This is a genomic window from Marinobacter lacisalsi (assembly GCF_042651045.1).
In the GTDB taxonomy this organism is placed as follows: domain Bacteria; phylum Pseudomonadota; class Gammaproteobacteria; order Pseudomonadales; family Oleiphilaceae; genus Marinobacter; species Marinobacter lacisalsi.
The window spans coordinates 44,586-70,514 of the sequence record NZ_JBHSDI010000008.1 but is presented as its reverse complement, the minus strand read 5'-3'; the positions used below and the strand labels follow the sequence as shown (position 1 = coordinate 70,514).

22 protein-coding genes are annotated in these 25,929 nt (G+C 60.3%); 12 read left to right on the top strand and 10 right to left on the bottom strand.

Annotation, left to right across the window (positions count from 1 at the left end; translation table 11 throughout):
* Nucleotides 1-6 precede the first annotated feature (6 nt).
* Both mutY and ACFOZ5_RS05215 read right to left on the bottom strand, forming a co-directional pair.
* The gene (gene mutY, locus ACFOZ5_RS05220) at nucleotides 7-1,071 is read right to left on the bottom strand and encodes an A/G-specific adenine glycosylase (RefSeq protein WP_379885960.1); all 1,065 of its coding nucleotides are present in this window, start codon (nucleotides 1,069-1,071) and stop codon (nucleotides 7-9) included.
* Entirely contained in the window at nucleotides 1,064-3,265 is a 2,202-nt protein-coding gene (locus ACFOZ5_RS05215; RefSeq protein WP_379885959.1) for an AsmA family protein, read from the bottom strand. Before ACFOZ5_RS05215 ends, mutY begins: the two co-directional genes overlap by 8 nt.
* Before the next feature lie 469 nt (nucleotides 3,266-3,734).
* On the opposite strand from ACFOZ5_RS05215, the gene ACFOZ5_RS05210 reads away from it, so the two are divergent.
* From ACFOZ5_RS05210 to hisF, 5 genes are all read left to right on the top strand, one after another.
* Nucleotides 3,735-4,196 carry an SRPBCC family protein gene (locus tag ACFOZ5_RS05210; RefSeq protein WP_379885958.1) on the top strand — a complete coding sequence of 154 codons (462 nt, stop codon included), beginning with the start codon at nucleotides 3,735-3,737 and terminating at the stop codon, nucleotides 4,194-4,196.
* A 101-nt stretch (nucleotides 4,197-4,297) separates the two neighbouring features.
* Nucleotides 4,298-4,891 carry an imidazoleglycerol-phosphate dehydratase HisB gene (gene hisB / locus ACFOZ5_RS05205; protein WP_379885957.1) on the top strand — a complete coding sequence of 198 codons (594 nt, stop codon included), beginning with the start codon at nucleotides 4,298-4,300 and terminating at the stop codon, nucleotides 4,889-4,891.
* A gap of 33 nt (nucleotides 4,892-4,924) precedes the next feature.
* Complete coding sequence (hisH, locus tag ACFOZ5_RS05200; protein ID WP_379885956.1) at nucleotides 4,925-5,566, top strand: imidazole glycerol phosphate synthase subunit HisH; 642 nt, start codon at nucleotides 4,925-4,927, stop codon at nucleotides 5,564-5,566.
* Nucleotides 5,567-5,762: 196 nt separating this feature from the next.
* Nucleotides 5,763-6,503 (top strand): 1-(5-phosphoribosyl)-5-[(5-phosphoribosylamino)methylideneamino]imidazole-4-carboxamide isomerase, encoded by a 741-nt coding sequence (hisA, locus tag ACFOZ5_RS05195; RefSeq protein WP_379885955.1) that lies wholly within the window; start codon nucleotides 5,763-5,765, stop codon nucleotides 6,501-6,503.
* Between the two features lie 277 nt (nucleotides 6,504-6,780).
* On the top strand, nucleotides 6,781-7,554 hold the full coding sequence (gene hisF / locus ACFOZ5_RS05190; RefSeq protein WP_379885954.1) for an imidazole glycerol phosphate synthase subunit HisF: 774 nt from the start codon (nucleotides 6,781-6,783) through the stop codon (nucleotides 7,552-7,554).
* A 284-nt stretch (nucleotides 7,555-7,838) separates the two neighbouring features.
* Here the strand turns inward: hisF and ACFOZ5_RS05185 are convergent, their stop codons facing one another.
* The 4 genes from ACFOZ5_RS05185 to gpmI all read right to left on the bottom strand — a co-directional run bounded on the left by ACFOZ5_RS05185 (nucleotide 7,839) and on the right by gpmI (nucleotide 12,897).
* The gene (locus tag ACFOZ5_RS05185; protein ID WP_379885953.1) at nucleotides 7,839-8,684 is read right to left on the bottom strand and encodes a divergent polysaccharide deacetylase family protein; all 846 of its coding nucleotides are present in this window, start codon (nucleotides 8,682-8,684) and stop codon (nucleotides 7,839-7,841) included.
* Nucleotides 8,681-10,045 carry a S41 family peptidase gene (locus ACFOZ5_RS05180; RefSeq protein ID WP_379885952.1) on the bottom strand — a complete coding sequence of 455 codons (1,365 nt, stop codon included), beginning with the start codon at nucleotides 10,043-10,045 and terminating at the stop codon, nucleotides 8,681-8,683. Before ACFOZ5_RS05180 ends, ACFOZ5_RS05185 begins: the two co-directional genes overlap by 4 nt.
* 93 nt (nucleotides 10,046-10,138) lie before the next feature.
* On the bottom strand, nucleotides 10,139-11,332 hold the full coding sequence (locus tag ACFOZ5_RS05175; protein WP_379885951.1) for a murein hydrolase activator EnvC family protein: 1,194 nt from the start codon (nucleotides 11,330-11,332) through the stop codon (nucleotides 10,139-10,141).
* 11 nt (nucleotides 11,333-11,343) lie between these two features.
* Nucleotides 11,344-12,897, bottom strand: a complete 1,554-nt coding sequence (gene gpmI, locus ACFOZ5_RS05170; RefSeq protein ID WP_379885950.1) for a 2,3-bisphosphoglycerate-independent phosphoglycerate mutase — start codon at nucleotides 12,895-12,897, stop codon at nucleotides 11,344-11,346.
* Nucleotides 12,898-13,088: 191 nt separating this feature from the next.
* Between gpmI and ACFOZ5_RS05165 the strand changes: the two genes are divergently transcribed.
* Together ACFOZ5_RS05165 and secB are read left to right on the top strand one after the other, a co-directional pair.
* Nucleotides 13,089-13,505, top strand: a complete 417-nt coding sequence (locus ACFOZ5_RS05165) for a rhodanese-like domain-containing protein (RefSeq protein ID WP_379885949.1) — start codon at nucleotides 13,089-13,091, stop codon at nucleotides 13,503-13,505.
* A gap of 80 nt (nucleotides 13,506-13,585) precedes the next feature.
* Nucleotides 13,586-14,110 carry a protein-export chaperone SecB gene (secB, locus tag ACFOZ5_RS05160; protein ID WP_379885948.1) on the top strand — a complete coding sequence of 175 codons (525 nt, stop codon included), beginning with the start codon at nucleotides 13,586-13,588 and terminating at the stop codon, nucleotides 14,108-14,110.
* Nucleotides 14,111-14,183: 73 nt separating this feature from the next.
* On the opposite strand, the gene trmL is transcribed toward secB, so the two are convergent.
* From trmL to ACFOZ5_RS05145, 3 genes are all read right to left on the bottom strand, one after another.
* The gene (gene trmL / locus ACFOZ5_RS05155; protein ID WP_379885947.1) at nucleotides 14,184-14,651 is read right to left on the bottom strand and encodes a tRNA (uridine(34)/cytosine(34)/5-carboxymethylaminomethyluridine(34)-2'-O)-methyltransferase TrmL; all 468 of its coding nucleotides are present in this window, start codon (nucleotides 14,649-14,651) and stop codon (nucleotides 14,184-14,186) included.
* Nucleotides 14,651-15,829, bottom strand: coding sequence for an acetyl-CoA C-acetyltransferase (locus ACFOZ5_RS05150; protein WP_379885946.1), 1,179 nt, complete (start codon nucleotides 15,827-15,829; stop codon nucleotides 14,651-14,653). Before ACFOZ5_RS05150 ends, trmL begins: the two co-directional genes overlap by 1 nt.
* Before the next feature lie 425 nt (nucleotides 15,830-16,254).
* Nucleotides 16,255-17,358, bottom strand: coding sequence for a multifunctional CCA tRNA nucleotidyl transferase/2'3'-cyclic phosphodiesterase/2'nucleotidase/phosphatase (locus ACFOZ5_RS05145; protein ID WP_379885945.1), 1,104 nt, complete (start codon nucleotides 17,356-17,358; stop codon nucleotides 16,255-16,257).
* Nucleotides 17,359-17,709: 351 nt separating this feature from the next.
* Between ACFOZ5_RS05145 and ACFOZ5_RS05140 the strand changes: the two genes are divergently transcribed.
* Together ACFOZ5_RS05140 and ACFOZ5_RS05135 are read left to right on the top strand one after the other, a co-directional pair.
* Nucleotides 17,710-18,246, top strand: coding sequence for an LPP20 family lipoprotein (locus tag ACFOZ5_RS05140; RefSeq protein ID WP_379885944.1), 537 nt, complete (start codon nucleotides 17,710-17,712; stop codon nucleotides 18,244-18,246).
* 11 nt (nucleotides 18,247-18,257) lie between these two features.
* Nucleotides 18,258-19,460: a flagellar assembly protein T N-terminal domain-containing protein gene (locus ACFOZ5_RS05135; RefSeq protein WP_379885943.1), complete on the top strand. Its 1,203-nt coding sequence runs from the start codon at nucleotides 18,258-18,260 to the stop codon at nucleotides 19,458-19,460.
* A gap of 160 nt (nucleotides 19,461-19,620) precedes the next feature.
* On the opposite strand, the gene lon is transcribed toward ACFOZ5_RS05135, so the two are convergent.
* Entirely contained in the window at nucleotides 19,621-22,041 is a 2,421-nt protein-coding gene (gene lon / locus ACFOZ5_RS05130) for an endopeptidase La (protein WP_379886064.1), read from the bottom strand.
* Nucleotides 22,042-22,300: 259 nt separating this feature from the next.
* On the opposite strand from lon, the gene ACFOZ5_RS05125 reads away from it, so the two are divergent.
* From ACFOZ5_RS05125 to ACFOZ5_RS05115, 3 genes are all read left to right on the top strand, one after another.
* Nucleotides 22,301-23,170 carry a tetratricopeptide repeat protein gene (locus tag ACFOZ5_RS05125; RefSeq protein WP_379885942.1) on the top strand — a complete coding sequence of 290 codons (870 nt, stop codon included), beginning with the start codon at nucleotides 22,301-22,303 and terminating at the stop codon, nucleotides 23,168-23,170.
* 118 nt (nucleotides 23,171-23,288) lie between these two features.
* Nucleotides 23,289-23,612 (top strand): hypothetical protein, encoded by a 324-nt coding sequence (locus ACFOZ5_RS05120; protein WP_379885941.1) that lies wholly within the window; start codon nucleotides 23,289-23,291, stop codon nucleotides 23,610-23,612.
* Nucleotides 23,613-23,895: 283 nt separating this feature from the next.
* Complete coding sequence (locus ACFOZ5_RS05115; RefSeq protein ID WP_379885940.1) at nucleotides 23,896-25,911, top strand: LTA synthase family protein; 2,016 nt, start codon at nucleotides 23,896-23,898, stop codon at nucleotides 25,909-25,911.
* The last annotated feature ends 18 nt before the right edge of the window (nucleotides 25,912-25,929 follow it).

The window sequence follows — 25,929 nt, the reverse complement described above, 5'->3', positions numbered from 1 at the left end:
AACAGATCAGAGCAGGGCAGCCTGTTCCGGGGTACTCAGGAGAGTGCGGATGGGCGCAGGCAGGCCAAGGTCGAGCGCTGTCTCCCGGTGCAGCCAGCGCTGGTCGGCATCGTCCCCGACTTTGCTGGCATCGGCGACCTGGAGCCGGGCCGGCTGGATGTGCAGGTGGTAGTGGCTGAAGGTGTGGCGAAAGCCGCCGATCAGGTCCGGTTCGCTGCAGTCGAGCCCGAACTGGCGCTCGCAGGCCTCCTGAAGTTCGTCCGGGCCGAAGGCCGGGTCCAGTTCTGGCAGGCTCCACAAGCCACCCCAGATGCCACTGGGTGGCCGGCGCTCCAGCAGGATGCGGCCGTGGTGGTCTTCCAGGATGAGCATCCAGGTAGTTTTTTCCGGTTTTTTCTTTTTTGGCTTACGACCAGGATAGAGGTGAACCTCGCCGTTGGCGTAGGCTGTGCAACCATCGCTTACCGGACAATGCTCGCAGTCCGGGCGGCTGCGGGTGCAGACCAGTGCACCCAGATCCATGATGGCCTGGGTATAGTCCCGTGCCCGTGTAGCCGGCGTGTGTTCCTCGGCACGGCGCCAGAGGGCGTTCAGCGTGGCGGTCTGTCCGGGCCAGCCGGAGATGGCATGATAGCGTGCCAGAACCCGCTTTACGTTGCCGTCCAGTATGGTCGCACGGCGGTCCCATGCCTGGGCAATAATGGCGGCGGCTGTGGAGCGGCCTATGCCTGGCAGGGCTTCCAGCTGGTCCTGTTCCCGGGGGAAGTCGCCATCATGATCTTCCATGACGTGGATGGCTGCCTTTTGCAGGTTGCGGGCGCGGGCGTAATACCCCAGGCCGGACCAGTGCCCCAGCACGTCATCCACCGGTGCTTCCGCCAGGTCCCGGACGGTGGGGAACCGCTCCATAAACGCCCGGAAATAGAGGATGACGGTGGTCACCTGGGTCTGCTGGAGCATGATCTCCGACACCCAGACCCGGTAGGCATTGCGGTCGAGGTGCCACGGCAGATCATGCCTGCCGTGGCGGTCGTACCACTGCAGCAAGCGGTCGGCGAACTGATCACTCATCGCGGTTGAACAGGCCGCGAAGGGCATCTTTCACTTTCTCACCATCCTCGCCCTGCAGGCGCTCTTCAATTTTCTCCCGGGCTTTCTCTTCGACTTTCTCGCGGGCGCGGTCGGCTTCTTCCCGAACCTTGGCCCGGGCTGCGTTTGCGGCGATGTCCTTGAGGGTGTCGCGGAAGCGGGAACCGTCGAAGGAGCACAGGGCAGACGGATCCTCGGTGAAGTTACCACGGCATTCCACCGGAATAATCACGTTCTCAACGTATTCGGTCACCCGGCAGGCCTCGTCACGGTGGATCTCACCGACAATGCGCAGACCGGCTTCGTAGTCGATCTCCGAGAGCGCCATATTGACGGTGCCGTTGCCTTCCAGGCGCATCCCGGCCAGGGCCGCGACAAGGTTGGTGTTATTGAGGGTGTTGCCGTTGATCTGAAGGGTGCCCTTCATGTCGTTGAAGGGCGTTGTCTGCCCCCAGTCCGAGGTGGTCAGTTCCTCCTGGTTAACCAGTGCAATGCCCCGGCACGCCATGCGGGTCAGGTTCATGCGGGTAAACTGGCCTTCCTTCAGGTTGAAGGTGACTTCGCCATCCGCACTCTCGCGCAGTATCGACAGGCGGTTGCCACGGGTGCTGGCGTTAATGTTGATGTTCGCTGCGCCGGCCAGCATGTCCATTTCCGCCAGGTCCTGCAGCAGCGGTTGGGTTTCAACGTTGGAAACCTGGGCCCGCAGGCGCCAGGCCGGGTCGTCGGTGCGTGCGTCGATGTTGATGTCGGACTGGAAGCCCCCGCTGTAGAGGTTGCCGCTGAAGTCACTGAGACTCAGCTGCCCACCGGACGCGTCGATGGACGTGTTGATCTCGGTGATGGTCAGGTTGCTGATGATCAGCTCGTCCAGGCCAAGATCAATATCCAGATCAAGGCCGCGCAGTGTTTCCAGGGGTAGTAGGTCGCCCTCGGTGCCGGCTGATGCTGGCGCGCCACCAGAGGCCTCCTGGCCGCCTTCATCTTTCTCGGCGGGCGGCGGCAGATAGCGGTCGGCATTCAGGGCGTCGCCATCCAGCTGGAAGGACAGGGCGCCGCTTTCGAGATTGTATCGTGCCCCGCCAGTGAAGGTGGTGTCGTCCAGTATGAATTTCAGCTCCGAAAGCTCTGCCACCCCGGGAGGGCCGGTCAGCCTGGTGCTGAATGCCAGCTGGTTGAGCACTTCCGGGTCGGTGGTGTTGATGTCTTCCGCCCCCAGGGTATTCATCAGCTCCCGTAGCGAGAACTCTGCCACTTCAAGGTCGCCGGTGACTTTGGGTTGTGTACCAAAGCCTTCCACGTCCAGGTTGGTGGTGAGTTCCACGTTGGCGAGGGTGGCCCGGAAGTCTTCCAGGCTGGCGGTTTCGTTTTCAAGGTTGGCGGCGGCACTACCGGTAATGCGTGCCTGAAGGGTTTTGTCACCAAACGCTTCGCCAGACAGACCGAACTTGGCATCCAGCCCATTGACCGAGAACTGGTTGAGGGCCTCGTTGGCGGTCAGGCGCATAGTGATATCGCCATCCACGCCCATGTCTGGCTGGCTGGTATTGACCAGGAAGCCCACTTCCATCGGGAACTCGGAGCCCAGGGCAATCTGGCTGGCAAGCACCCGGAAGTTCTGGAGCACAATGGACTGGCCGGTGGCCAGGTCTTCGTATTGAATGCTGGCATCGGTGATCCGGACTTCCTCCACTGCGAACGCAAGCACGTCGCTGGCGGGCTCGCCGCTCTCTTCGGTTTGCTCTTCGGCTGCGTCCGCGGCGGCTTCATCCGCCGTTGGTGTCTCGCCCTCGGGAAGAACACGGGTCCAGTTGCCGGTGCCGTCTTCGGCCAGGGTGAGGCGGGCATCAAGGCCATCCAGAACAAAGGTATGTACCTGCGGCGACATGCTGATCAGCGACCAGAAATCGACCTCGGCTACCAGCTGGCGGAGGGCGACAAAGCGTTCTCCCTCAAGGGTGGCTTCCACCTCGTTCAGTTCCAGGCCGAGGGGGAAGAGGGACCAGCTGATGTCACCGGATAACTCCAGGTCCAGGTTTGTCTTCTGTTCCACTACCCGCTCAATCTGCGGCTTGTAGGTGTTCGGGTCGATAGCGAAGATCGCGATCACGACAGCGGCAACAGCCAGCACGATCAGGCCGATAAGGGTGAGAACAATGTAACGAACAGCTTTCATGACTGGTGTCCCGTTGGGTCAATTCGTTGATCTACTGAGCCACTGAGAGCCTTGAGAGCAAGGCGCGGTGGCGAAGGTCTGGTGGTTCCAAATCGAGCCGGCGCAACGCAGCTATCGAGGCTCTCAGTGGCTCCCGAAGGGCGCGACGCTGGGGCCTCTGGCCGGTGTTGCCAGCCCTCGATGTGGAACCAACCACCACACCTTCGGACTCGCGCCTTGGCCAGAAGCCCCAGCGTCACGCAGTAGGTCAACGAATTGACCCAACGGGACACTAGGATCCTTTCTGGTTACGACCGGTTCCAGGTGACTGATGTCCCGCTCGGGCGGCCCACCTTCCTAGCCTAACGCACAGATTACAAAATAAAAGCGCCCCAAGTATGACAAAATGGCAGGGTTTCGCCACAATAGAGGGCTTCCCGGTGCCCTACAAAACCAATGGCCGGAAGACCGATGACTGGAGGAGACAGGCGTGGCTTTTACCGTATCCATTGAAATGAATCGAGAGATCGAGCTGGCCGCTTCCTACGATGAGGCTTTTGCGCTGCTGTCCGACGTGCCGCGTTCCGTTAGCCACTTCCCCAAGGTTGATAAACTGGTGGACCTGGGTGACAACACCTATCGCTGGGAAATGGACAAGATCGGCATAGATAAGTACTCCATCCAGACTGCGTACGCCTGCAAGTATCAGTCGGACCAGGACGCCGGCAAAGTCACCTGGGAGCCCGTGAAAGGTGAGGGCAATGGCCTGGTTCGCGGCAGCTGGACGCTGACTACCGTGGATGACAATACCACCCGCGCCCGGTTCCATACCTCAGCGGAGCTGACATTGCCGCTGCCAGGGCTGCTCAAGCTTGCCATCAGCCCGGTGGTGAAGCACGAGTTCAATGGGCTGGTGGACACCTATATGAACAACCTGAAGAAAGCTTTCTGAAGGCTATCATCTCAATAGTCGACTCGGCAGGACGCGACGGCTGCAAATGGGTATAATTGCGACCGCATTCACTGCCAGTTACGTCAAATTCCGGAGTTCCCATGGCCGATCGAAAGGCACGGGTAGAGCGCAATACCCTTGAAACCCAGATAACCGTCGAGATTGACCTGGACGGTACCGGCAAATCCAGTTTCGACACTGGGGTGCCCTTCCTGGAACACATGATGGACCAGATTGCCCGTCATGGCCTGGTTGATCTGACGATCAAATCCACCGGTGATCTCCATATCGACGACCACCACACCGTGGAAGATATCGGCATCACCCTGGGCCAGGCCTTCAAACAGGCGGTTGGGGACAAGAAAGGCATCCGCCGTTATGGCCATGCTTACGTGCCGCTGGATGAAGCCCTGTCGCGGGTGGTCATCGACCTGTCCGGCCGTCCGGGCTTGTTGATGGATGTACCCTATACCCGGGCGTCCGTCGGGGGCTTCGACGTCGACCTGTTCGGGGAGTTCTTCCAGGGCTTCGTCAATCACTCCATGGTGACGCTGCACATTGATAACCTGAAGGGCAAGAACACCCACCACCAGATCGAAACCGTGTTCAAGGCCTTCGGTCGCGCCCTGCGTATGGCCATTGAAATGGACGAGCGCATGGCTGGCATTACACCGTCTACCAAGGGGTCGCTCTGAGCGTCCCCTTCTGATTCCAGGATTGTTCCTTCGATGAATACCGTTGCCATAATTGACTACGGCATGGGCAACCTTCATTCCGCCCGCAAGGCCGTGGAGCACGTAGCACCGGACGCCACCGTACTGGTTACCGACAACGCCGACCAGATTCGTGAGGCTGACCGGGTCATCCTCCCCGGCGTTGGTGCGATTCGCGACTGCATGGCAGAGATCCGCCGTCTGGGTGTTGATACACTTGTCCGCGAGGTATCCGCTGATCGTCCTTTCCTGGGCATCTGTGTTGGCATGCAGGCCATTATGTCCCGCAGCGAGGAAAACGGCGGCGTTGACTGCATCAACCTGTTCGACTCCCAGGTCCGCTTCTTCGGCGAAAACCTCACCGAGAACGGCGAGCGGCTGAAGGTGCCGCACATGGGTTGGAACCAGGTCTGGCAAACCCAGGATCATCCGCTGTGGCACGGCATTGACGACGGCGACCGCTTCTATTTCGTCCATAGCTACTACGTTGAGTCGGCCGGCAACGACGATATCGCCGGTCGCACCCACTATGGCGTCGACCTTGCTGCGGCTGTGGCGAGAGATAATATTTTTGCGGCGCAGTTCCACCCGGAGAAAAGTGCCCGGGCTGGGCTGCAGCTTTTGAAAAACTTTACCGGCTGGTCTGGAAAGAACTGATCTCGCTTTGAGCGGTCAGCTCGAAGGTAGTGATCCGGTGGGTGGTATCCCTTTCCGGGACCTTCAAAAACATGGACGTTTTTGAAGAGCCTACAGGGATGTATCCACGGCGTGTCCCGGAAAGGGATGCCACCTGCCGGAGCACGGGCGACCAGCTCCCAAGGCGAAGAGGCCAGTGCCAAAGGATACTAAACCGATGCTAATCATCCCCGCTATCGACCTCAAAGACGGCAAATGCGTACGCCTGCGCCAGGGCCGTATGGACGAATCCACCCAATACGGTGACGACCCGGTCGACATGGCCGACCGTTGGGTCAACGCCGGCGCCCGCCGCCTCCACCTGGTTGACCTGAATGGCGCCTTCGCCGGCGAGCCTGTGAATGGCGAGATCGTCCGCGCCATTGCCACCAAATACCCGAACCTGCCGATCCAGATTGGTGGTGGCATCCGCTCCGCCGAAACCATCGAAGCCTACCTCAAGGCCGGGGTTCAGTGGGTCATTATTGGTACCAAGGCTGTAAAAGAGCCCGATTTCGTCACCGACATGTGTAAGCAGTTCCCCGGCCACATCATTGTCGGTCTCGATGCGAAAGATGGCCGCGTGGCCACCGACGGCTGGGCCGAAGTCTCCGAAGTCATGGCCACCGACCTGGCCAAGCGCTTCGCCAACGACGGCGTCGAAGCCATCGTCTATACCGATATCAGCCGCGACGGCATGATGCAGGGCGTCAACGTGGAAGCCACGGCTGCGCTGGCGGAAGAGGGCGGCATCCCCGTTATCGCCTCCGGTGGGGTCACCAACATGGACGACCTCAAGCGCCTGGCCACCGTGGCTGACAAGGGTATCCTGGGAGCCATCACCGGACGTGCCATCTACGAAGGCACCCTGGATGTATCCGAAGCCCAGGCCTACTGCGACAGCCTGAAACCGGCCTGAGGAGAGCCAGTGTCCCTTAACAGAAGTTTGTCGACTGTCAGAGCCCGCCATGCCCCTCAGGCCAAGGCGCGGCTCGCCGGTAAGGGTGGTTCCCTTGCCAAGAGACGCAACACCGGCCAGAGGGGCATGGCGGGCTCCCGCAGGGCGGGTCTGTGCGAGCGTTGTGCGTCGTTGCACTCACTTGAATTGGCTAAGGCCAGTCCTGCACTCGTGCGCTTAGCTCAACGCTCGCACAGGCCCGCTGACAATCGACAAACTTCTGTTAAGGGACACTAATATGGCATTGGCAAAACGCATCATTCCCTGCCTGGACGTGGACAAGGGCCGAGTGGTCAAAGGCGTCAACTTCGTCGACATCCGCGACGCCGGCGATCCGGTAGAAGTGGCCCGCAAGTACAACGAACAGGGTGCCGACGAGATTACCTTCCTGGACATCACCGCCAGCCACGAAAGCCGCGACACCACCTATGAAACCGTGGAGCGGATGGCTGCAGAAGTCTTTATCCCTCTGACGGTGGGTGGCGGTGTACGTACCGTTGATGACATCAGAAAGTTGCTCAATGCCGGCGCTGACAAGGTCTCTATCAACACCGCTGCCGTATTTAATCCTGAGTTCGTCCGGGAAGCCGCTGAACGTTTCGGCAGTCAGTGCATCGTGGTTGCCATCGATGCCAAGCGAGTTAGCGGTGAAGATGAGGAGCCGCGCTGGGAAATCTTTACCCATGGTGGCCGCAAGCCGACCGGCCTGGACGCCGTGGAATGGGCCCGCAAGATGGTCGCCATGGGTGCTGGCGAGCTACTGCTGACAAGCATGGACCGGGATGGTACCAAGGTCGGCTTTGACCTGGGGCTGACCCGCGCGATCAGTGATGCTGTGGTGGTGCCAGTCATTGCCTCAGGGGGAGTCGGGGAGCTCCAGCATCTGGCCGACGGGGTGACGGAAGGCGGTGCCGATGCGGTGCTGGCGGCCTCCATCTTCCACTTCGGGCAGCACACCATTCCCGAGGCCAAAGCCTTTATGAAGGCGCAGGGAATCGAAGTCCGTGAGTGATGTTTTTTGCCACGAAATCCACGGAAACCACTAAATAAAGATTGATTGCCACGGACGCTCACAGACCCACACGGACGGCCCTGATCGGGCGATAAAGACAAAGAGAAATCAGAAGTTTTTGTCCGTGAGAGTCAGTGAGTGTCCGTGGCAAAAGAATTTTCAATCTTTCCTTTTCGTGGGTTTAGTGGATTTCGTGGCTAGTCTTTTATAATTCCGTGTGCTTCCGTGTCTTCCGTGGCCAATCATCTTTGGGGCGATCTTACCGACCAGCAGCCAACAGCCAGTCAGTCTTCGGCGTTACGGGCCATCGCCGGTGAAATCTCCCGCTTTTCCCCTTCCGCAAACATCCGCTGGTGGCCATTGCGCATCGCCCAGACCGCACTGACGGTGGCCACGGCGATGCCCTGTTCATCCAACTCTGGCAATGCCTTTTCAAGGTAGTCGACAGTGACTGTATGCGGGTGGCCAATGGCAATGGCGGTGCCATTTTCCCTGGCCTTGCGGATCAGTTGCCGGAACTGCTGATGCACATAGTCTTCGGTTTGTTCGTGGTCCAGGAATACATCCCTTGTCAGGGTGGGTACCTGCTTCTCTTCCGCCACCTGGCCGGCCACTGTGGTGGCAATGGTCCGGCTGTCCACGAAATACAGGGGGTAGTGTTCCAGTTCTTCCATGATCCAGGCCATTGGCTCTGGCATCTGCGTCAGCAGGCTACCCATGTGGTTGTTGACGCCTTTCACGTGGGGAATGGCTCGCAGGGCCTTGCGCAGGGTTGTGGTCAGGGTCGCCCTGTCCATGGTGGTGGTGAGGCCTCCGGCACCCAGACTCAGGTGGCGGGTGTTGTCCATGGGGGCATGCAACATCACTTCCTTACGGTGGCGATGGGCACTGGTGGCAAGTTCCGTGGTGTATCGACGGTAGGGAAGGAAAGCCAGGGTCAGCGGTTGCTCAAGCTGGATCAGGCGCTTGCCTTCAACCGCATTGGCGCCCATATCATCAATGATGATCGCAATGGTCGGCTGTACACCTTCTCCGGCAGGGCGGGCCGGAGAAGGTGGTGGATCGCCCCATGCCCCCACAGGGGCGGTGATCAGTATGGCGAGGGTGGCGATTGTGGCGCCCAGTTTCACTCCTTGCCGGCTCCCTGTCTGCGGTCCTGCTTGCTGAGAATGCCCATACCCTTGAGCAGGTTCAGGGCTGAGCGGAGCTGGTAATCACGGTCCACTTCGGAGTTACGTTGCACGTCCCGGTCTTCCGGACGGATATCCCCCTCGCCATTCTCCAGGTGCCCGCTCAGGCTGGCCTCGCTGAAGAATGGGCCTCCCTCCAGTTCCGTCAGGGTGGCCGGGCGCACGACGATATCCGGTTCGATGCCGCGGGCCTGGATGGAGCGGCCATCTGGTGTGTAGTAGCGTGCCGTGGTCATCTTGATGGCGTGGGTCTCGTCCAGTGGGATCACAGTCTGCACCGAGCCCTTGCCGAAGGAGCGCGTGCCCATAACCACGGCCCGTTCATGATCCTGCAGGGCACCTGCCAGGATTTCCGAGGCGGATGCGGAACCGCCATTGATCAGGACCACCACGGGCGTGCCGTTGGACACGTCGCCCGCCTTGGCGTTGAATCGTAGCCGGGAGCTCTGGATACGGCCCTCGGTGTAGACAATCAGACCCTCGTCGAGCAGGGCATCGGATGTAGCGACGGCGGCCTGCAGGATGCCGCCGGGGTTGTTACGCACATCAATGATGAGCCCATCCAGGTCGCCGCCATGGTCCGCCATCAGGTTTTCGATGGCGTCTACAAACTGCTCGCCGGTCTCATCCTGGAACTGGGTAATGCGTACATAGCCATAGCCGGGCTCCAGCATGCGAGACTTGACGCTGGTGACCTTGATGACTGCACGCTCCACGTCGATTTCGATAGGCGCGCTTTCACCGTCCCGCATGATGGTCAGGGTCAGAACGGTACCCGGTTCCCCCCTCATGCGAGTGACGGCGTCCTGCAGGGGCATGCCCTTCACCGGCTCGTCGCCCAGTTTGATGATCAGGTCGCCGGCCTGTACCCCGGCCCGCTGGGCAGGGGTGTCGTCGATAGGTGCGATCACCTTGATGAAGCCGTCTTCCATACCGACTTCAATCCCCAGGCCACCGAATTCGCCGGTGGTGGTTTCCTCCAGCTCCGTATACGCCTCGGGGGCCAGGTAGGCGGAGTGAGGGTCCAGGCCGGAAAGCATGCCCTCAATGGCGCTTTCCAGCAGTTCCTGATCAGACACATCTTCCACGTAGGCGTCCTTGATGCGGCTGAACACTTCCGTGAACTTGCGCAGGTCATCCAGTGGCAGTGCCCCTTCCTCGCTACCGGAACTGCCGGTGTGGGGCGAGACTGTCTCGGCCGGCTGCGATTCCTGGGCGGTTGCGGTCACGCCGTAGAGGCAGGTAAGTGCCAGCAAACCGCCAAGGAAAGTGGTTTTACAGCTTTGGATAACCCGTTTCATTCAATGTTCCTGTTCGGATTCATTAATACAGCTGCCAGTATGGCTTCCCCCAGACCTTTTGTCAGCCATGGGCTGGCAACCGTTGCAGGCTTATTACCGGCGTTGCAGCCAGCGTATGGGGTTCTGGGGTTTGCCGTTGTGACGCAGTTCAAAATATACCGCCGGGTCCTGTGTGCCGCCGGTGCGTCCGGCCAGGGCGATGGTTTCCCCGGCGCGCACCCAGTCGCCGGGGCTGGCCAGCAGACTGGAGCTGTGGCCATACAGGGTCATGTAGCCTTCGCCATGGTCGACAATGGTCAGCATGCCAAAACCCCGTAGCCAGTTGGCGAACACCACACGGCCATAGTGAACCGAACGTACTTCTGCTTCTTCACCGGTGTTGAGCAGTATGCCGTTGCGGCGCAGGTGTCCCTGGGCCATGGAGCCGCCAAAGGCGGCAACCAGCCTGCCCTGGTCGACGGGCCAGTCCAGCTTCCCCTGGCGCTTGTTGAAAGGTTGGGATTCCGTGGGGGAAGGAATGCTGGCGATGGCTTCCTCCACTTCCTGCAGAAGCTTTTCCAGCCGGTCCCGATCTGCTTCCAGGGTGCTGCGCTCATCACGCCGCTCACTGATATCCTGCTTCAGTGCTGCCAGGGCCTGTTCGCGGTTTGCCTTCTGGGTCTTCAGGGACTGCTGGCGCTCGCTGACCTGCTCTTCGAGCCGGATGACCTCAGCCTGGGCCTGGAGTTTCTGCTGGCGGGTGGCCTTGAGCTCGCTCAGGGTTTCCTTGAAGGTTTCCAGGCGCCGGAGGTTGTCGCCACTGAGATACTCGTAATAGGTCATGGTGCGGGCGATTTCTTCCGGATCCGCCTCGTTTAGCAGAACCTTGATGGCGGGCGCTTTGCCTTCCATCCACGCCCCCCGGAGTTGTTGCTTGAGGGCCGAACGCTGCTGTTGCAGGTTGCTGTCCAGCTCCTTTTCTGCCTGTTCCAGTTGTTCCAGTTCCTGGGCCTGCTGCCGTCGTTGGGCCTGGAGTTCACGGCGCTCCCGGGTCAGGCGGCTGATGTCACGCTCGGCGTTGGCCAGGGTCCGCTCCAGCTCGCTGCGGTCCTCTTCGGCCTCGTCCAGCCAGCGGTCGATCTCGGCAATATCTTCCTTGAGGGCTTCCACCTGTGCGGGAGTAACCTGGTCCTGGGCATGGCCAGTCGTGCCAGCGGCCAGCAGAAATGCCACAAGCACCAGCCGGATTCGCGCGGCGGCGCCTGTGGTGTTCTGCTGTCTGGCATTCCCGGCCATGGCGTGGGGCATAGGGAAGGCGATCAGCCCTGGCTGATATCGACCAGGCTGTGGCCGGTCATTTCCCCGGGCTGCTCCAGTCCCATCAGGGCCAGCAGGGACGGGGCGATATCGCTCAGGCTGCCATCATCCTTCAGCGTGACCTGGCGGTTGCCAACGTAGACCAGCGGCACCGGGCCGATGGTGTGGGCCGTGTGAACCTGGCCGGAGGCCGGGTCGGTCATCTGCTCGCAGTTGCCATGGTCGGCGGTGATCAGGGCTTCGCCCCCCACCTCGTCCAGGGCGTCCGCGATGCGGGCGACACACTGGTCAATGCATTCGGCCGCCTTGATGGCTGCATCCAGTTTGCCGGTATGGCCCACCATGTCACCGTTGGCGTAGTTGCAGACCACCAGGTCGTACTTGCCGCTCCTGATGGCCTCCACCAGTTTGTCGGTCACCTCGGGTGCGCTCATTTCCGGTTGCAGGTCGTAGGTGGCTACCTTGGGCGAGGGCACCAGGATGCGATCCTCGCCTTCGAAGGGGGGCTCAAGGCCGCCGTTGAAGAAGAAGGTCACATGGGCGTACTTCTCGGTCTCCGCGATTCGCAGCTGGGTCTTGCCCAGATTGGAGACATATTCGCCCAGGCCGTTCTTGAGCTGCTCCGGCGGGTAGGCGCAGGACGTATCGATGTCAGCCGCGTACTCGGTAAGCATCACGAAGTCCGCCAGCTTCGGGTGTTTGCGGCGCTCGAAGCCGTCGAAGTCGTCTTCCACGAAGGCGCGGGTCATTTCGCGGGCCCGGTCGGCGCGGAAATTCATGAACAGCACGGTGTCGCCGTCATTGATGGTCGCCTCGTCCTCGCCGGCGCCCTGGATTCGCGTCGCTTTGACGAACTCGTCGTTCTCCCCGCGCTCATAGGCTTCGTCAATGGCGGTCAGTGGGTCTGGTGCGGTGAAATCGGCTTCCCCCAGGGTCAGCAGATTATAGGCTTCCTCAACACGGTCCCAGCGGTTGTCACGGTCCATGGCGAAGTAGCGGCCGACAATGGATGCCACGCGGCCAATGCCGAGGGACTTCATCTTTGTTGCGGCCTTTTCCAGCGACGGGCGGGCACTGCGGGGTGGCATGTCGCGACCGTCCAGGAAGGCGTGGATATAGACCCGTTTGGCGCCCTTGCTGGCGGCCAGTTCGGCTGCCGCGAGGATGTGGTCCTCATGGGCGTGTACACCGCCCGGTGACATCAGCCCCATCAGGTGGATGGCGCCATCGTTGGTTACCGCCTTGTCGATAGCGGCACACAGCACCGGGTTCTCGCCAAAGGTGCCGTCTTCCAGATCCTTGTCGATGCGAGTCAGGCTCTGGTACACCACCCGGCCGGCGCCGAGATTCATATGGCCGACTTCCGAGTTGCCCATCTGCCCCTGGGGCAGCCCAACAAACATCCCTGACGTGTTGATCAGCGTTTTGGGGCATTGTGCCCAGGCCTTGTCCCAGAACGGGGTGTTGGCTTTGCTGATGGCGTTGTCTTCGGCCGGGTCGCGGTGACCCCAGCCGTCCAGTATGATCAGTGCCGTCGTCTTGCGAGTGCTGGTCATTAATCTGTCCGGTGTGGTTGTGGGTGCCCTGGGCTGGTCTGCGAACTCCGGCAAGGACCTGTGCCAGCGGCTCCCGGGAATTTGAAGGTGGATTCTAACCCGAATAGGGTGTGCCGGGCTATGGAGGCCGCCTTCTGTCCCCGGCAGAGGGTGTGTATAATCCGCCCAAATTATTATTTCGGGACAGGTTCATGGAACGGTTGTTTGAGTTCGTTGTTAATCACTACATTCTGGTATCCATTTTTGTCGCCCTGCTGCTGGCGCTGTTCCTGCTGGAAAGCCGGCGCGGGGGCAAAAAGGTATCAGCTCAGGAAGCTGTGAACCTGATCAACCGGGATGAGGCCGTGGTGGTGGACATTCGGGAGCGTAAGGAATTCAATGAGGGGCGCATTACCGGCTCCATTCACATTCCCCTGAGTGCCATCAAGGAACGCGCCGGTGAGCTGAAGAAGCACCAGGACAAGACTGTTATCGTGGTCGACAAGATGGGCCAGCACGCCGCCATGGCTGTGAAGCAGTTGAATGCCGAAGGCTACCCCAATGTGGTTCGCCTCAATGGTGGCATCGGTGACTGGAAGGCCTCGAGCCTTCCCCTGGTGAAGAAATAACAAGCCTCCGAGCACCAACAAAAGGTGCCAGGACCTGTTCAGAGGCTAAATAACTCTTACTGAATTCAAAAGGAAAGATCATGGCTGAGAACAATCAGCAGGCCGCTGGCAGCGGCGAGAACGCGAACCAGAACCAGCCGCAGTTTGCACTGCAGCGTATCTATGTGAAAGACCTGTCGTTCGAGTCCCCGAATGCTCCGGACATGTTCCAGCAGCAGTGGAAACCGTCCGTCAACATGGACCTGAACACCTCCCACAACAAGATCAGCGAAACCCAGTACGAAGTGGTGCTGTCGATCACCCTGACGGCCAAGGTGGAAGAGAAGGTCGCCTACATTGTTGAAATCCAGCAGGCCGGTGTGTTCCTGCTGAACGGCTTCCCGGAACAACAGGTGCCGCCGATGCTGGGCGCCTACTGCCCGAACCTGCTATTCCCCTATGCCCGCGAAACCATCGACAATATTGTTACCAAGGGCAGCTTCCCGGCCCTGATGCTGGCGCCGGTGAACTTCGATGCCATCTTCGCCCAGGCAGTGAAGCGCAAGCAGCAGGAACAAGAGCAGCAGCAAGGTGCCGAGGCGCCGGAAGGTCAGCAGACTCACTGAGCCCTGGCCCTTCAGAACCAGAAAAACCGGCTTCGGCCGGTTTTTGTGTGTGTGTGGGGTAACCTGGAGAGTCTTACAATGTCGCGCCGTCAAACCCCAACTGGCGCCAGGCCTCGTAGAGCACCACAGCGGCGGAATTGGACAGGTTCAGGCTGCGGCTGTGGGGCAGCATGGGTACCCGTAGCCGGTGGTTCGCCTCCAGGCCGTTCCGCACGTCTTCCGGCAAGCCCCGGGTCTCCGGGCCGAACATCAGGTAGTCGCCCGCTTCGAAACTCACTTCATGGTACGGTTGGCTGCCCTTGGTGGTCAGGCCGAACAGCCGTTGGGGCTGCTCCGCCTCCAGGAAGGCCCCATAGCTGGCATGGACCTTGACGCTGGCGTACTCGCTATAGTCCAGCCCGGCCCGCCGCATCTGTTTGTCTTCCAGGGTAAAACCCAGGGGCTCAATCAGGTGCAGCTGGCAGCCGGTGTTGGCGCAGAGCCGGATGATATTGCCCGTATTGGGCGGTATCTCCGGCTCATAGAGCACGATGTGAAACATTAACGCTCTACGGCGAGCGCCACGCCCATGCCGCCACCAATGCAGAGGGTCGCCAGGCCTTTCTTCACGTCACGGCGCTGCATTTCATGCAGCAGGCCCACCAGGATACGGCAGCCGGAAGCACCGATGGGGTGACCCAGGGCGATGGCGCCGCCATTCACGTTCACCTTGCTGGTATCCCAGCCCAGGTCCCGGTTGACGGAAATGGCCTGGGCAGCGAACGCTTCGTTGGCCTCGACCAGATCCAGGTCGTCCACAGTCCAGCCGGCACGCTTGAGGCAGCGCTGGCTGGCGGGGATCGGGCCGGTGCCCATGATGCTCGGGTCGACACCGGCATTGGCGTAGCCCTTGATCACCGCCAGCGGCGTCAGGCCCAGTTCCTTGGCCTTGGCTGCACTGCACACCAGCACGGCGGCAGCGCCGTCGTTCAGTGAAGAGGCATTGCCGGCGGTCACGGTGCCGTCTTTCTTGAAGGCGGGCTTGAGCTTGCCCAGACCTTCGGCGGTGGTACCGTCACGGGGACCTTCGTCCTGGTCTACGACAATCGGGTCACCCTTGCGCTGGGGGATGGTGATGGGAACAATCTGACCATCAAAATAGCCAGCGGCGCGGGCGGCAGCGGCTTTCTGCTGTGAAGCCGCAGCAAACTCGTCCTGTTCTTCGCGGCTGATGCCGTACTTCTCCACGATGTTCTCGGCGGTCACGCCCATGTGGTAGTCGTTGAAGGCGTCCATCAGGCCGTCGTTGACCATGGTGTCGATCATGGTCCAGTTACCCATGCGCTGGCCATTACGGCTGTTGGGTACCACGTGGGGCGACTGGCTCATGCTCTCCTGGCCGCCGGCGAGGATCATGTCGGCATCGCCACACTGGATCGCCTGCACCGCCATATGCACGGCCTTGAGGCCGGAGCCGCAGACCTTGTTGATGGTCATGGCAGGCACCGAGGCGGGAATGCCGGCGTTGATGGCAGACTGGCGGGCCGGGTTCTGGCCGCAACCGGCCGTCAGAACCTGCCCGAGAATCACTTCATTGATCTGGTCGGCGGCTACGCCGGTCTCTTCCAGCAGGGCCTTGATCACGGCGGTCCCGAGTTGGTCAGCTTTCAGGCTGGACAGTCCGCCACCGAAGGTTCCGATGGCGGTGCGTTTTGCGGCTGCTATGACTACGTCTTGCATTTTTGGGGGTCTCCGTTTTTTGATGTCTGCCCGCCCTTGATTGCTGAGCTTGGGGGGCGCGGTACCCGGCAGGGGGCCTTTCTCCGCCGCAATTCACGGCCCGTCCCTGGGCCGACCTTGCTCCGCGCCATCCATGGCGCTGCTACGAAAGGCCCCCTGCCGGATACCGATCGATCACTGTGCTATACGCTTCTAGATAAGCACTGAATTCTATCTGAATTACTCAAGCCGTCCTAATTGAAGCCGGCCATGGACTAGCGGATACCCGGTAGTTGGATAGAGGTGTTGGGTAATTGGCTTTTCGGAACAGCGCCATGGATGGCGCGGAGCAAGGTGGGGCCAGGGATGGCCCCTGAATTGCGGTGGAGAAAAGCCAATTACCCAATACCTCAAACTCCCGAACTTGCAGGCTTGAAACGAGAGTACTAACCGAATAAACGGCCAATTATCCGAAACCGCTCCCGCCCAATAGCCTCACCCAGTTCCTTGCCTTTGAAACCCTGCGCCATCAATGACCGGGCGTCCACTGAGCGGGCTTCTTCCATTGCCTGTTCCAGCTTGTTGCGGGTATCCGGATCCAGTCCATCCGGCAGGCAGGCCAGTGTTTCCAGCAACAGGCCAAACCGCTCAGGCCGCCTCCAGGCATCCGCCTGATTGAACAATTCAAGCACCCGTTCCGATGTCAGCGACGGTTCGCGGGTAACCGGCGCCAGTTCCACCACCAGTCTCGACAGGTCCCGGCAATCATTAGGCGCCTTCAGGGCGGCGGCCCGGTCCAATACCTGCGCCGGGGATAATGGATGGAGCAGGGCAGCGCATCGGCATTCCGTGGCCAGATCCTGGTCGGCAGCACTGGCCAGGGCAGCCATCGCAGTTTCGAACGCTGCCTCGTCGTCCGCCAGTTCAGGGATCAGATCGCGAAGAGCACCGCACTTCCTGAGCACCTCAAAGAAGGTCACCGGCGTGACTTCGTGGAGGGCACGCTGGACCTCCTGCCACACACGTTCAGGGACCAGATCCCGAACCTCGCCGTCTGCCACCATGCTTCGCATCAGGGCCATGGTATCGTCGGCTACCCGGAACCCCAGATGATGGAAGCGCGCCGCAAACCGTGCCGCCCGCAGGATACGTAGCGGGTCCTCCGCGAACGCTTCCGACACATGGCGTAGCTGGCGGTTTTCAAGATCCTGCTGACCGTTGAAGGGGTCAACCACGGAGCCGTCGTCAGCCATGGCCATGGCATTGATGGTCAGGTCCCGGCGTTTGAGGTCGTCCTCCAGGGTCACATCCGGTGCGCTGTAAACCGAAAAGCCGTGGTAACCCCGCCCCTGTTTGCGCTCGGTGCGGGCCAGGGCATATTCCTCGTGGGATTGCGGGTGCAGGAACACCGGGAAATCCGCACCTACCTGCTTGTAGCCCTGCGCCAACATCTCATCCGGTGTGGCACCCACCACCACCCAGTCCCGGTCCTTGACCGGAAGGTTCAGCAATTTATCCCGGACTGCGCCGCCGACCAGATAGATGTTCATGAAGCAAGAGGTCCGTTGTTGATGGATTCAGTAAACCCGTGATTATGAGGGCGGGGCGACAAACAGGCAAAAGAAAGCCCGCAGTGAATGCCGGCTTGCAGAGACGGGAAAGTGGTGTGCCCGAAAAGCCACTCCCGGTTCTCTGGACCTGTGCCAACATCGGCGCCACTGATCAGATCGGTACTGTCTCTGCATGTAAGCGGAGACGGGCGGCGAGCGATTGCCGCTGATGGTGACTCAGTAAGCAAGAGCGAACAGGTAAAGTCCTCTGAATCATATGCTTGTGGAAGGTGGCCTGATTTTTTCATGGAGCAGCACAGAATTGCGTGTGCGGACAACTGGAGTCACCCCATGAAGTTACCCTGTATTGCCCTCTTGCTGATCGTGGCGCTGTCCGGCTGTGCCCGGTACAACCAGAACGAAGGGCAGTCACGGAACGTTTCCGGCGACTACGAACCGATTGTGGTTCGTGTCAGCGGATTCGGGACCTATGAAAACGTGGCCACCGACCGGCCCAATCCCCGCAAGCGCCTGATGGCAAGGCGGGCCTCCCAGCTGGATGCCTATCGCAACCTGGCCGAGCGGGTGTATGGCACGGTGATCTACGGCAGCTCTACGGTCAGTGACTTTGTGTCTCACAACGACATGTTCCGCACCTACGTCGACAGCTATATTCGCGGTGCCAAGCTGGTGGATATCACCGAACACAGCGACGGCGTTATAGAAACCGTGATGGAGGTAAAGCTGGAGCGCCGCTTCCGCGAGTGTGTCTCCCGGGTGAGTGACCGGGACGTCGCCGCAACCTGTCCGGCCCCTCTGCCCCAGGGGAAGGGTGCCACCGGCGATGTGGTGAGTAACGGCTCCGACTCCCTCTATTACCTGGATTGATGGCGACCAAGATGACACTGATGATCCGCATATTCGCACTGATTGCGCTGCTGGGGGCCAGCCTTGCAGCTGGCGCCACCATGCTCGAAGGCACCGGCATTGCCACTATACGCGGGGGTGACCTGGAAGCGGCCCGTGCCGAAGCCCGCGAAGCCGCGGTGCGGGATGTGGCTTTGCAGCGGGACGTCCGCGTCAGCAGCAAGGAGACGGTCCTCAACGGCCGGATTACTGACTCGCAGCTTACCGTATCTTCCCGGGCGCAGATCACCAATGTTCAGGTTGTGGATGAGCGGCAGATAGGCAACAGCCTTCGCGTTACGGTTCGTGCCCAGGTCTCTGACCGGGCCGACAGTTGTATGGCGGGTGAGGCATCGGATCTGAAAAAGCGGGTGGCGGTTACCGGCTTCACGATACAGCAACCGGAACAGGCCCGGTTGGGTCGTCTTGAGGACGCCGGCCAGATGTTGCCGCACATGCTGCAGGCGGGGCTCCAGGCCGAGGGTAACCTGCAGGTACTGCGGGCGTCTTCAACCCAGCTGTATCCGGATGTGGCCAATGCACCCACCACCAGGCATTTTGATAACCGGCTGACCAACGTGATCAATGTGGCCCGGGAAATGGGCGCCCAGTTTGTGGTGGCCGGGGTCATCCGCGATATCGGCGTGGAAAATCCCGCCGCCTGGAATACCTCGGTGCTTCACAAGATCGGCCGCGGTCTCGGCGCCACCAATACCGAGCGTCGTTTTATTGCGGATATGATGATTTTCGACGGTTTCAGTGGCTCCCCGGTCTACCAGAAGCGATTCCAGACCCGCGGTCGCTGGGATGCCGGCAAGGGCAAGTCCTCCGGTTTCGGCTCGGCTGGTTTCCTGGAAACGGCCTATGGCCAGGCAGTGAACAATCTGATTGGTCAGATGCGTGACGATATCCAGGGCGCACTGGCCTGCCAGCCGTTCATGACCCGCATTACCCGGGTGGACGGGCAGAAGGTCACCCTCGCCTCCGGCGCTACCGCGGGCCTGAGACCGGGGGATACCCTGGCCCTGTATCGCAGCTATTCCCACTTTGACAGCCCCGACGCTACGCCGGAGCTGCTGGAAGCGGATATCAAGGTGACCCTGGACAACGTGTTTCCGGAGTATGCCAACGGACTGATCCCCCAGTACGGCTCTCTGGAGAATATTCAGCGGGGCGACATCGCTATTATCTGGTAAGTTGACCGGAAGCCAATTCAGAACTTTGGGGCGCCCCGGGGTGGGGGAGGTCTTTCAGAGCAGGGCCAGGGATGGCCCGGTAGCAAGGTCGGTCCATGGATGGGCCGTGAATTGCGGCGGCGAAAGACCTCCCCCACCCCGGGGCGCCATGCACCCGAATTCAATGCACGCTCGCGCCTTTCTTCGGTTTGTCCCCGAAACACACCTGATACACATCGTTATAGTGCTTGGCGAAGTGCACCGTCAGACCTTCCCGCAGATACTCAGGCAGCTCCTCATAGTCACCGCGGTTGGCCTCCGGCAAAATCAGTGTGCCTAGCTTCTGTCGCCGGGCGGCAATCACCTTCTCACGGATCCCGCCCACGGGCAGCACCTGGCCGGTCAGCGTCAGTTCGCCGGTCATGGCGATGTTCTGCACGGGCGTCTCCTTGCGGGCAATGGACAATAGTGCTGTGGCCATGGTCACGCCGGCGCTGGGGCCGTCCTTGGGTGTCGCACCTTCCGGCACGTGCAGATGCACGAAAGACTTGTCAAAGAACGTCGGGTCCGCTTTCAGTCGTTTCAGGTTGGAGGACACGTAGCTGTAGGCGATGTCCGCCGACTCCTTCATCACGTCACCGAGCTGGCCGGTCATCCGGAACCCCCGCTGGTTGGTGTGGATGCGGGACGCCTCAATGCTCAGCGTGGCGCCACCCATGGCGGTCCAGGCAAGACCGGTGACCACGCCGACACCCTTGAGGGCTTTCTCCTTGCGGAAGGCCGGCTGGCCCAGGAACTTCTCAAGATCCGAAACGCCCACCCGCACCGGCTTGTCCGGCTCGTCCAGCAGCTTCACGATGCCCTTGCGGATGATCTTGTGCAGCTGCTTTTCCAGACTCCTGACACCGGCCTCACGGGCGTAGCCCTCAATCACCTGACGCAGGGCGGCATCGGTAATGTTGAGTTGCTTCTTCAGCAGACCAGCGCGCTTGAGCAGCCGGGGCAGCAGGTGATGCTTGGCAATGGCCAGCTTTTCCTCGGTGATGTAGCCGGACAGGCGGATGGTATCCATCCGGTCGAGCAATGGCCGGGGAATGGTATCCAACTGGTTGGCGGTACAGATGAACAGCACCTTGGAGAGATCCAGGCGCACGTCCAGGTAGTGGTCGAGGAATTCGTTGTTCTGCTCCGGGTCCAGGGTTTCCAGCAGGGCGGACGCCGGGTCGCCCTGGAAGGATGAGCCGATCTTGTCGATCTCGTCCAGCATGATCACCGGGTTGGACACCTTGGCATCCTTCAGCGCCTGCACGAACTTGCCGGGCATGGCGCCTATATAGGTGCGCCGGTGGCCCTTGATCTCGGCTTCATCCCGCATGCCACCCAGGCTGAAGCGGTAGAACTCCCGGCCCAGGGCTTCCGCCACCGAACGGCCGATGGAGGTCTTGCCGACACCGGGCGGGCCCACCAGCAGCAGGATGGAGCCGGAGATTTCGCCCTTGAAAGTGCCTTCTGCCAGGAATTCAACGATCCGGTCTTTCACATCATTGAGGCCGTCATGGTCCCGGTCCAGCACCGTGCGGGCATGGCTCAGGTCAAAGTGATCCTCCGACGTGATACCCCAGGGCACCTGGGTGATCCAGTCCAGGTAGTTGCGGGTGACACCGTATTCCGGTGAGCCCTGCTCCAGCACCTGCAGTTTCTGTACTTCTTCGTCAAACCTGGCCTGTACGTCCTCGTTGGGCTCCAGCTTCGCCATGCGGGCCCGGAAGCGCTCAATGTCTGCCGTCTTGTCATCCTTGGCCACACCCAGTTCACGCTGGATAACCTTGAGCTGCTCCCGCAGGAAAAACTCCCGCTGGTGCTTCTGCACCTTGTCGTTCACTTCCTCGTTGATTTCCGCCTGCAGGCGCGCCACTTCCTGCTCCTTGCGCATCAGCACCAGCACTTTCTCCATGCGGTGCAGCAGCGGGACCGTGTCCAGCACATCCTGCAGCTCACCGCCCGGGGCGCTGGTCATGGAGGCGCCAAAGTCGGCCAGGGGAGAGCTGTCGTCCGGCCCGAATCGGGACAGGTATTGTTTGACGTCTTCACCGTACAGCGGGTTGGAGCGAAGCAGCTCCTTGATGGCGCTGATGATGGCCAGGGTGTAGGCCTTGAGTTCGTCGGAGGGCTCGTCCGGTTCCTCCGGATACTCCACCTCCACCAGATAGGGCGGTTTGCGACGCAGCCACTGGGTGATGCGGAAACGGGTCAGGCCCTGGGCAATGAACTGGACCTTGCCGCTTTCCTGCTGCACGTGGTGAACGCGTACCGCGCAACCCATGGTTTTCAGCTCATCACTGGCGGGGATGCTGCGTTCCGGGTCTGGATCTTCCACAAAGCAGATGCCCATCATGTGGTGGTCGGTATCGCCCACCCGCTTCAGGGTTTCCTGCCAGGGGTCCTGGTTGACCATGACCGGCTGCACCTGGGCCGGAAAGAACGGCCGGTTGGACACCGGAATGACGTACATTCGCCGCGGGCGGGCCTCGCCGGGCAGGACCAGGCTCTTGCCGGTGTGTTCATCGCGGCCAATGTATTCGGTGATATCTTCTTCCGGCATCTCGTTGTGCTGGTCGTCGGCCATAATGATCCTCATCTCCACGATTATGAAGTGCAGGGCGGTTAAAAGGCGCCCGGCCTGATGACAGGTACTCTGTGCTATGTAGCGGCAAGGGCCGGGAATTCAAGGCCGGTGGCATCCGCGCAACGCCGGGACACCGGACCTGGGCGACCGCGTTGGCTTGAATTCATCACCAATGGCACCATGTAGGTACCATCTTCGCGACCAACCATTTACCGGATCAGACAGGACACGACCCATGAGCAACTCGCCCTTTATCTTTGAAGCCACCCTGGAAAATTTTCAGGAAAAGGTGATGGATGCCTCCCAGTCCACCCCGATCCTGGTGGATGTGTGGGCGGAATGGTGCGCGCCCTGCAAGCAGATTATGCCGATCCTGGAAAAGCTGGTGGATGAGTACAACGGCGGTTTCCTGCTGGCCAAGGTCAACGCCGACCAGCAGGAACAGCTGACGGCCAGCCTGGGGGTTCGCAGCCTGCCGACGGTCATCCTGGTGAAGAATGGCCAGGCGGTGGATGGATTCAACAGCGCCCTGCCGGAGGGTGAGGTGCGCAAGATCCTCGATCAGCACGTGGAAAAGGCCGAGGAGCAGGAAACCCCCTACGACAAGGCCCATCGGCTGTGGGAAGAGGGTGATCTGGACGGTGCCCTGGCGATTTTCAGTCAGCTCAACCAGCAGAACCCAGACGACCTGAACGTGTTGATCGACCTGGCCCAGATCAAGGCGGAGCAGGGTGACCTGGACACCGCCGAGCAAGTGCTGGAAAGCCTGCCGCCGGAAGAAAAACTGCAGTCCAAGGCCAAGCAGCTCGCAGCGCGGCTCAAGATCCTGCGCCAGGCCGGCGAATTGCCGCCCATTAAAGACCTGGAAATGGCCCTGGAGCAGGACCCGAAAGACCCGGATGCCCTGCACCAGCTGTCCATGCAATACGCCCTCAATGACCGCAACGCCGAAGCCATGGACCTGTTGATCCGCCTGATGCAGAGCAATCCCGACTACAAGGACGGCATCGCCAAGACCTCACTGGTGGAACTGTTCGAAAAGCTGGGGAATAACAACCCGGATGTGCGCACCTACCGGCGTAAGCTGTATACGTTGATGCACTGAGGGGGCTCGGCAGGCAGCCGGCCTCTTCTGCAAGCCAGAGTCGACAGGGAGACGTACAACATGAGGGCAGGGCGGAGAGGTCCTGCCCTCATGACGTTGACTCAGTCCCTGGTATTCCATGACCTTGAAGCTGCCACCCCAACCAGACCGGTGTGAGTTGTGCGAGAGACCCATCGCGAGGCTCACCCGTCACCATCTGATCCCCAAGCGCCTGCATCGCAAGAAACGGTTTCAGAGACAGTTTGACCGTGAAGACATGATTACCCGGACGCTCTGGGTGTGCCGGCCCTGCCACAATGCTATCCACGGTGCAGCGTCCGAACAGGAGCTGGGTGAGCGCTACAACACCCGTGAGGCATTGCTGGAGCTGCACGAGCTGGCGCGATTCGTGGAATGGCTGCGGGATAAGCCGGCGGGTTTTGTCCCTCGCAAGGGGCGATGAGCTGCGGCCCGGTGTGTCTCGGTCGTCTTCCTGCCTGTCCCTGCATGTGTCACTGAACTGAAAGCTGAATGTCATAAATCAGTGGCCGGCGAACAGGTTTCGCGATAAAATCATCGGTTCCAATGGTTCTCCGGTCCGGGCTCCCCTGGCGATATGCTCGCGGGGTGACGCTTTTCAGGATGAGTGACAACGGGCAGCTGGATCTGCAGACCTGAGCCAATGCGGAACATATTCGCGCCACACGATTGGCGCCCAGCCCCTCAAGCCCAGTCCAGTTTTCCAGATGAACTATCAGTCCCGTTTCCGTCAGCTGTCCCTGCTGTTGCTCAAGTGTTTTCTTTTTTCATTCAGCATCCTGCTGGTTTCGCGTTACCTGTTTTTTACGCATATACAGGGCGTGTTACCGGACCAGGGGATTGATGATGATATCCGGCGGGCGTTCTTCGTCGGTGGGCGTTTTGATGCCAAGGTCACGGCGATCGCCTATTCACCCCTGCTGTTAAGCGGCTTGATTGCGGCGGCTTTCCAAGGTGCCTACCAGCGCTGGCTAAAGTTCGCCGTAGGCTATCACGCGGTCGTGGCGGCGCTCTACGTGGTCGGCTGTATCTGTAATCACTATTACTATATTACCTACGGCAGCTATGTGGACCTGTTTGTCTTCGGGTTGTGGGAGGATGACTCCAGCGCCGTGCTGGTCAACATCTGGCAGGATTACCCGGTGATTCGCGGTTTTCTTTTGGCCTTCACCATTGGACTGCTGGCCTACGTGACTTCCCGTTGGTTTCTGCATAGTCCTTTAGGGCGAATCAACCCCCGGCCTTACTGGCACTGGAGCGTCACATCGCTGGCCGTGGTTGCCGTTTTCCTGTCGACCTTTGCGACCGCACGCGGGACCCTGGACAACCACCCGCTGAAGCGCTATCACGCCAGTGTTTCTCAGTACAAACCACTGAACATGATGACCCCCAATGTGTTCATGGCCCTGGACTGGGCGGTGTCAGACTATAACGAACAGCGAACCTTCGAGCCGATTTCGGCGGGCAAGTTAACGGCCCAGATGGAGAGAGTACTCGGTCAGCCGACCCCTGTTTACCACACGCCGGAAAACGAATTCCTCCAGCAGAACCCACCCCATGTGGTGGTGGTCATGATGGAAGGGATGGGCATGAATATCATGGTGGAAGACAACCCGCCGCAAAACGACCTGCTGGGAAGTCTTCGGCCGCATTTCAGTGAAGGCTTTCTGTTCAAACGCTTCCTGGCGGGGACGTCCGGTACCATCGACGGCATCGTCATGACGCTGTTTCACAGTCCGGTCGCGACCATCAGTCATTCGTCGGTGCAGAATACGGCCTTGCCAGGCTCAGCGGTTCTGCCATACAGACGGGCCGGTTATGAGGTCGCTTTCCTTTATGGCGGCAATGGAATGTGGCGTAACCTGGCCAATTACCTGCCGGTTCAGGGGTTTGACCGAGTCTACGACGAAAACGATATCATCGAGGCATTTCCGGAAGCGGCGCAGTTCTCGGGTACCTGGGGCGTGCCTGACGGCTTCCTGTTCCAGTACGCAAGCAAGGTGATGGAAGAGGCGCAAAAGCCGACCCTGCTTTTCATCATGACTGTTACCAACCATTCGCCCTACAAGGTACCAGCCAACTATCAGGTGGGGCCGACTCAGATCAGTGACCGGTTCGCCGCCCGGGCGGAATATGAGGGTGAAAAGGCACGGGTGCTGCTTGAGACGTTCCAGTATGCGGCGGATGCTCTGGGCCAGTTTATGGCCTGGATCAAACAGTCAGAGACACTGAGTGATCGAACCATCGTTGCTGTCACCGGGGACCACCGAGTGCGCAGCATGAATACCGATGAGCCTACGGAATTTGGCCTGACCTATGCCGTGCCCTTCATGCTCCACGTGCCACAGCGGGTGCTTGAGCACGTTCCCCACCATTATGATCCGATGCGGATTGGTTCGCATCGGGATATTTTCCCCACGCTGTATCACTTCAGCCTGTCTGATGAGGATTACATCACCCTCGGGGGGGAAAACATGCTGGCGCGGGGCGGGGTCCGTAATATGGGGTTCAACCTCAAGCGAAGTATTAATGAGCATGGTGCGTTCAGTAACAGCGGCTCCACTCTTTATTATCCCTGGGACGACGGGGACCCTCTTTTCAATAAGGGAGAGCCGGAGCAAAAGCTGCCGTTCGACGGTCACTGGGGAGAGGAATATCTTCGCTTGCAGGAGTACTACCTCCGCTCCCAGGTGCTACCCATGACCGAAGAGTCAGAAGGGTAGACAAGCATCGACTGCACG

Bases quoted from the DNA above. Each gene is read 5' to 3' on its own strand.
- mutY (WP_379885960.1), bottom strand. From the start codon at position 1,071: ATGAGTGATCAGTTCGCCGACCGCTTGCTGCAGTGGTACGACCGCCAC.
- ACFOZ5_RS05215 (WP_379885959.1), bottom strand. From the start codon at position 3,265: ATGAAAGCTGTTCGTTACATTGTTCTCACCCTTATCGGCCTGATCGTG.
- hisB (WP_379885957.1), top strand. From the start codon at position 4,298: ATGGCCGATCGAAAGGCACGGGTAGAGCGCAATACCCTTGAAACCCAG.
- hisH (WP_379885956.1), top strand. From the start codon at position 4,925: ATGAATACCGTTGCCATAATTGACTACGGCATGGGCAACCTTCATTCC.
- hisA (WP_379885955.1), top strand. From the start codon at position 5,763: ATGCTAATCATCCCCGCTATCGACCTCAAAGACGGCAAATGCGTACGC.
- hisF (WP_379885954.1), top strand. From the start codon at position 6,781: ATGGCATTGGCAAAACGCATCATTCCCTGCCTGGACGTGGACAAGGGC.
- ACFOZ5_RS05180 (WP_379885952.1), bottom strand. From the start codon at position 10,045: ATGAAACGGGTTATCCAAAGCTGTAAAACCACTTTCCTTGGCGGTTTG.
- ACFOZ5_RS05175 (WP_379885951.1), bottom strand. From the start codon at position 11,332: ATGCCCCACGCCATGGCCGGGAATGCCAGACAGCAGAACACCACAGGC.
- gpmI (WP_379885950.1), bottom strand. From the start codon at position 12,897: ATGACCAGCACTCGCAAGACGACGGCACTGATCATACTGGACGGCTGG.
- ACFOZ5_RS05165 (WP_379885949.1), top strand. From the start codon at position 13,089: ATGGAACGGTTGTTTGAGTTCGTTGTTAATCACTACATTCTGGTATCC.
- secB (WP_379885948.1), top strand. From the start codon at position 13,586: ATGGCTGAGAACAATCAGCAGGCCGCTGGCAGCGGCGAGAACGCGAAC.
- trmL (WP_379885947.1), bottom strand. From the start codon at position 14,651: ATGTTTCACATCGTGCTCTATGAGCCGGAGATACCGCCCAATACGGGC.
- ACFOZ5_RS05150 (WP_379885946.1), bottom strand. From the start codon at position 15,829: ATGCAAGACGTAGTCATAGCAGCCGCAAAACGCACCGCCATCGGAACC.
- ACFOZ5_RS05145 (WP_379885945.1), bottom strand. From the start codon at position 17,358: ATGAACATCTATCTGGTCGGCGGCGCAGTCCGGGATAAATTGCTGAAC.
- ACFOZ5_RS05140 (WP_379885944.1), top strand. From the start codon at position 17,710: ATGAAGTTACCCTGTATTGCCCTCTTGCTGATCGTGGCGCTGTCCGGC.
- ACFOZ5_RS05135 (WP_379885943.1), top strand. From the start codon at position 18,258: ATGACACTGATGATCCGCATATTCGCACTGATTGCGCTGCTGGGGGCC.
- lon (WP_379886064.1), bottom strand. From the start codon at position 22,041: ATGCCGGAAGAAGATATCACCGAATACATTGGCCGCGATGAACACACC.
- ACFOZ5_RS05125 (WP_379885942.1), top strand. From the start codon at position 22,301: ATGAGCAACTCGCCCTTTATCTTTGAAGCCACCCTGGAAAATTTTCAG.
- ACFOZ5_RS05120 (WP_379885941.1), top strand. From the start codon at position 23,289: ATGACCTTGAAGCTGCCACCCCAACCAGACCGGTGTGAGTTGTGCGAG.
- ACFOZ5_RS05115 (WP_379885940.1), top strand. From the start codon at position 23,896: ATGAACTATCAGTCCCGTTTCCGTCAGCTGTCCCTGCTGTTGCTCAAG.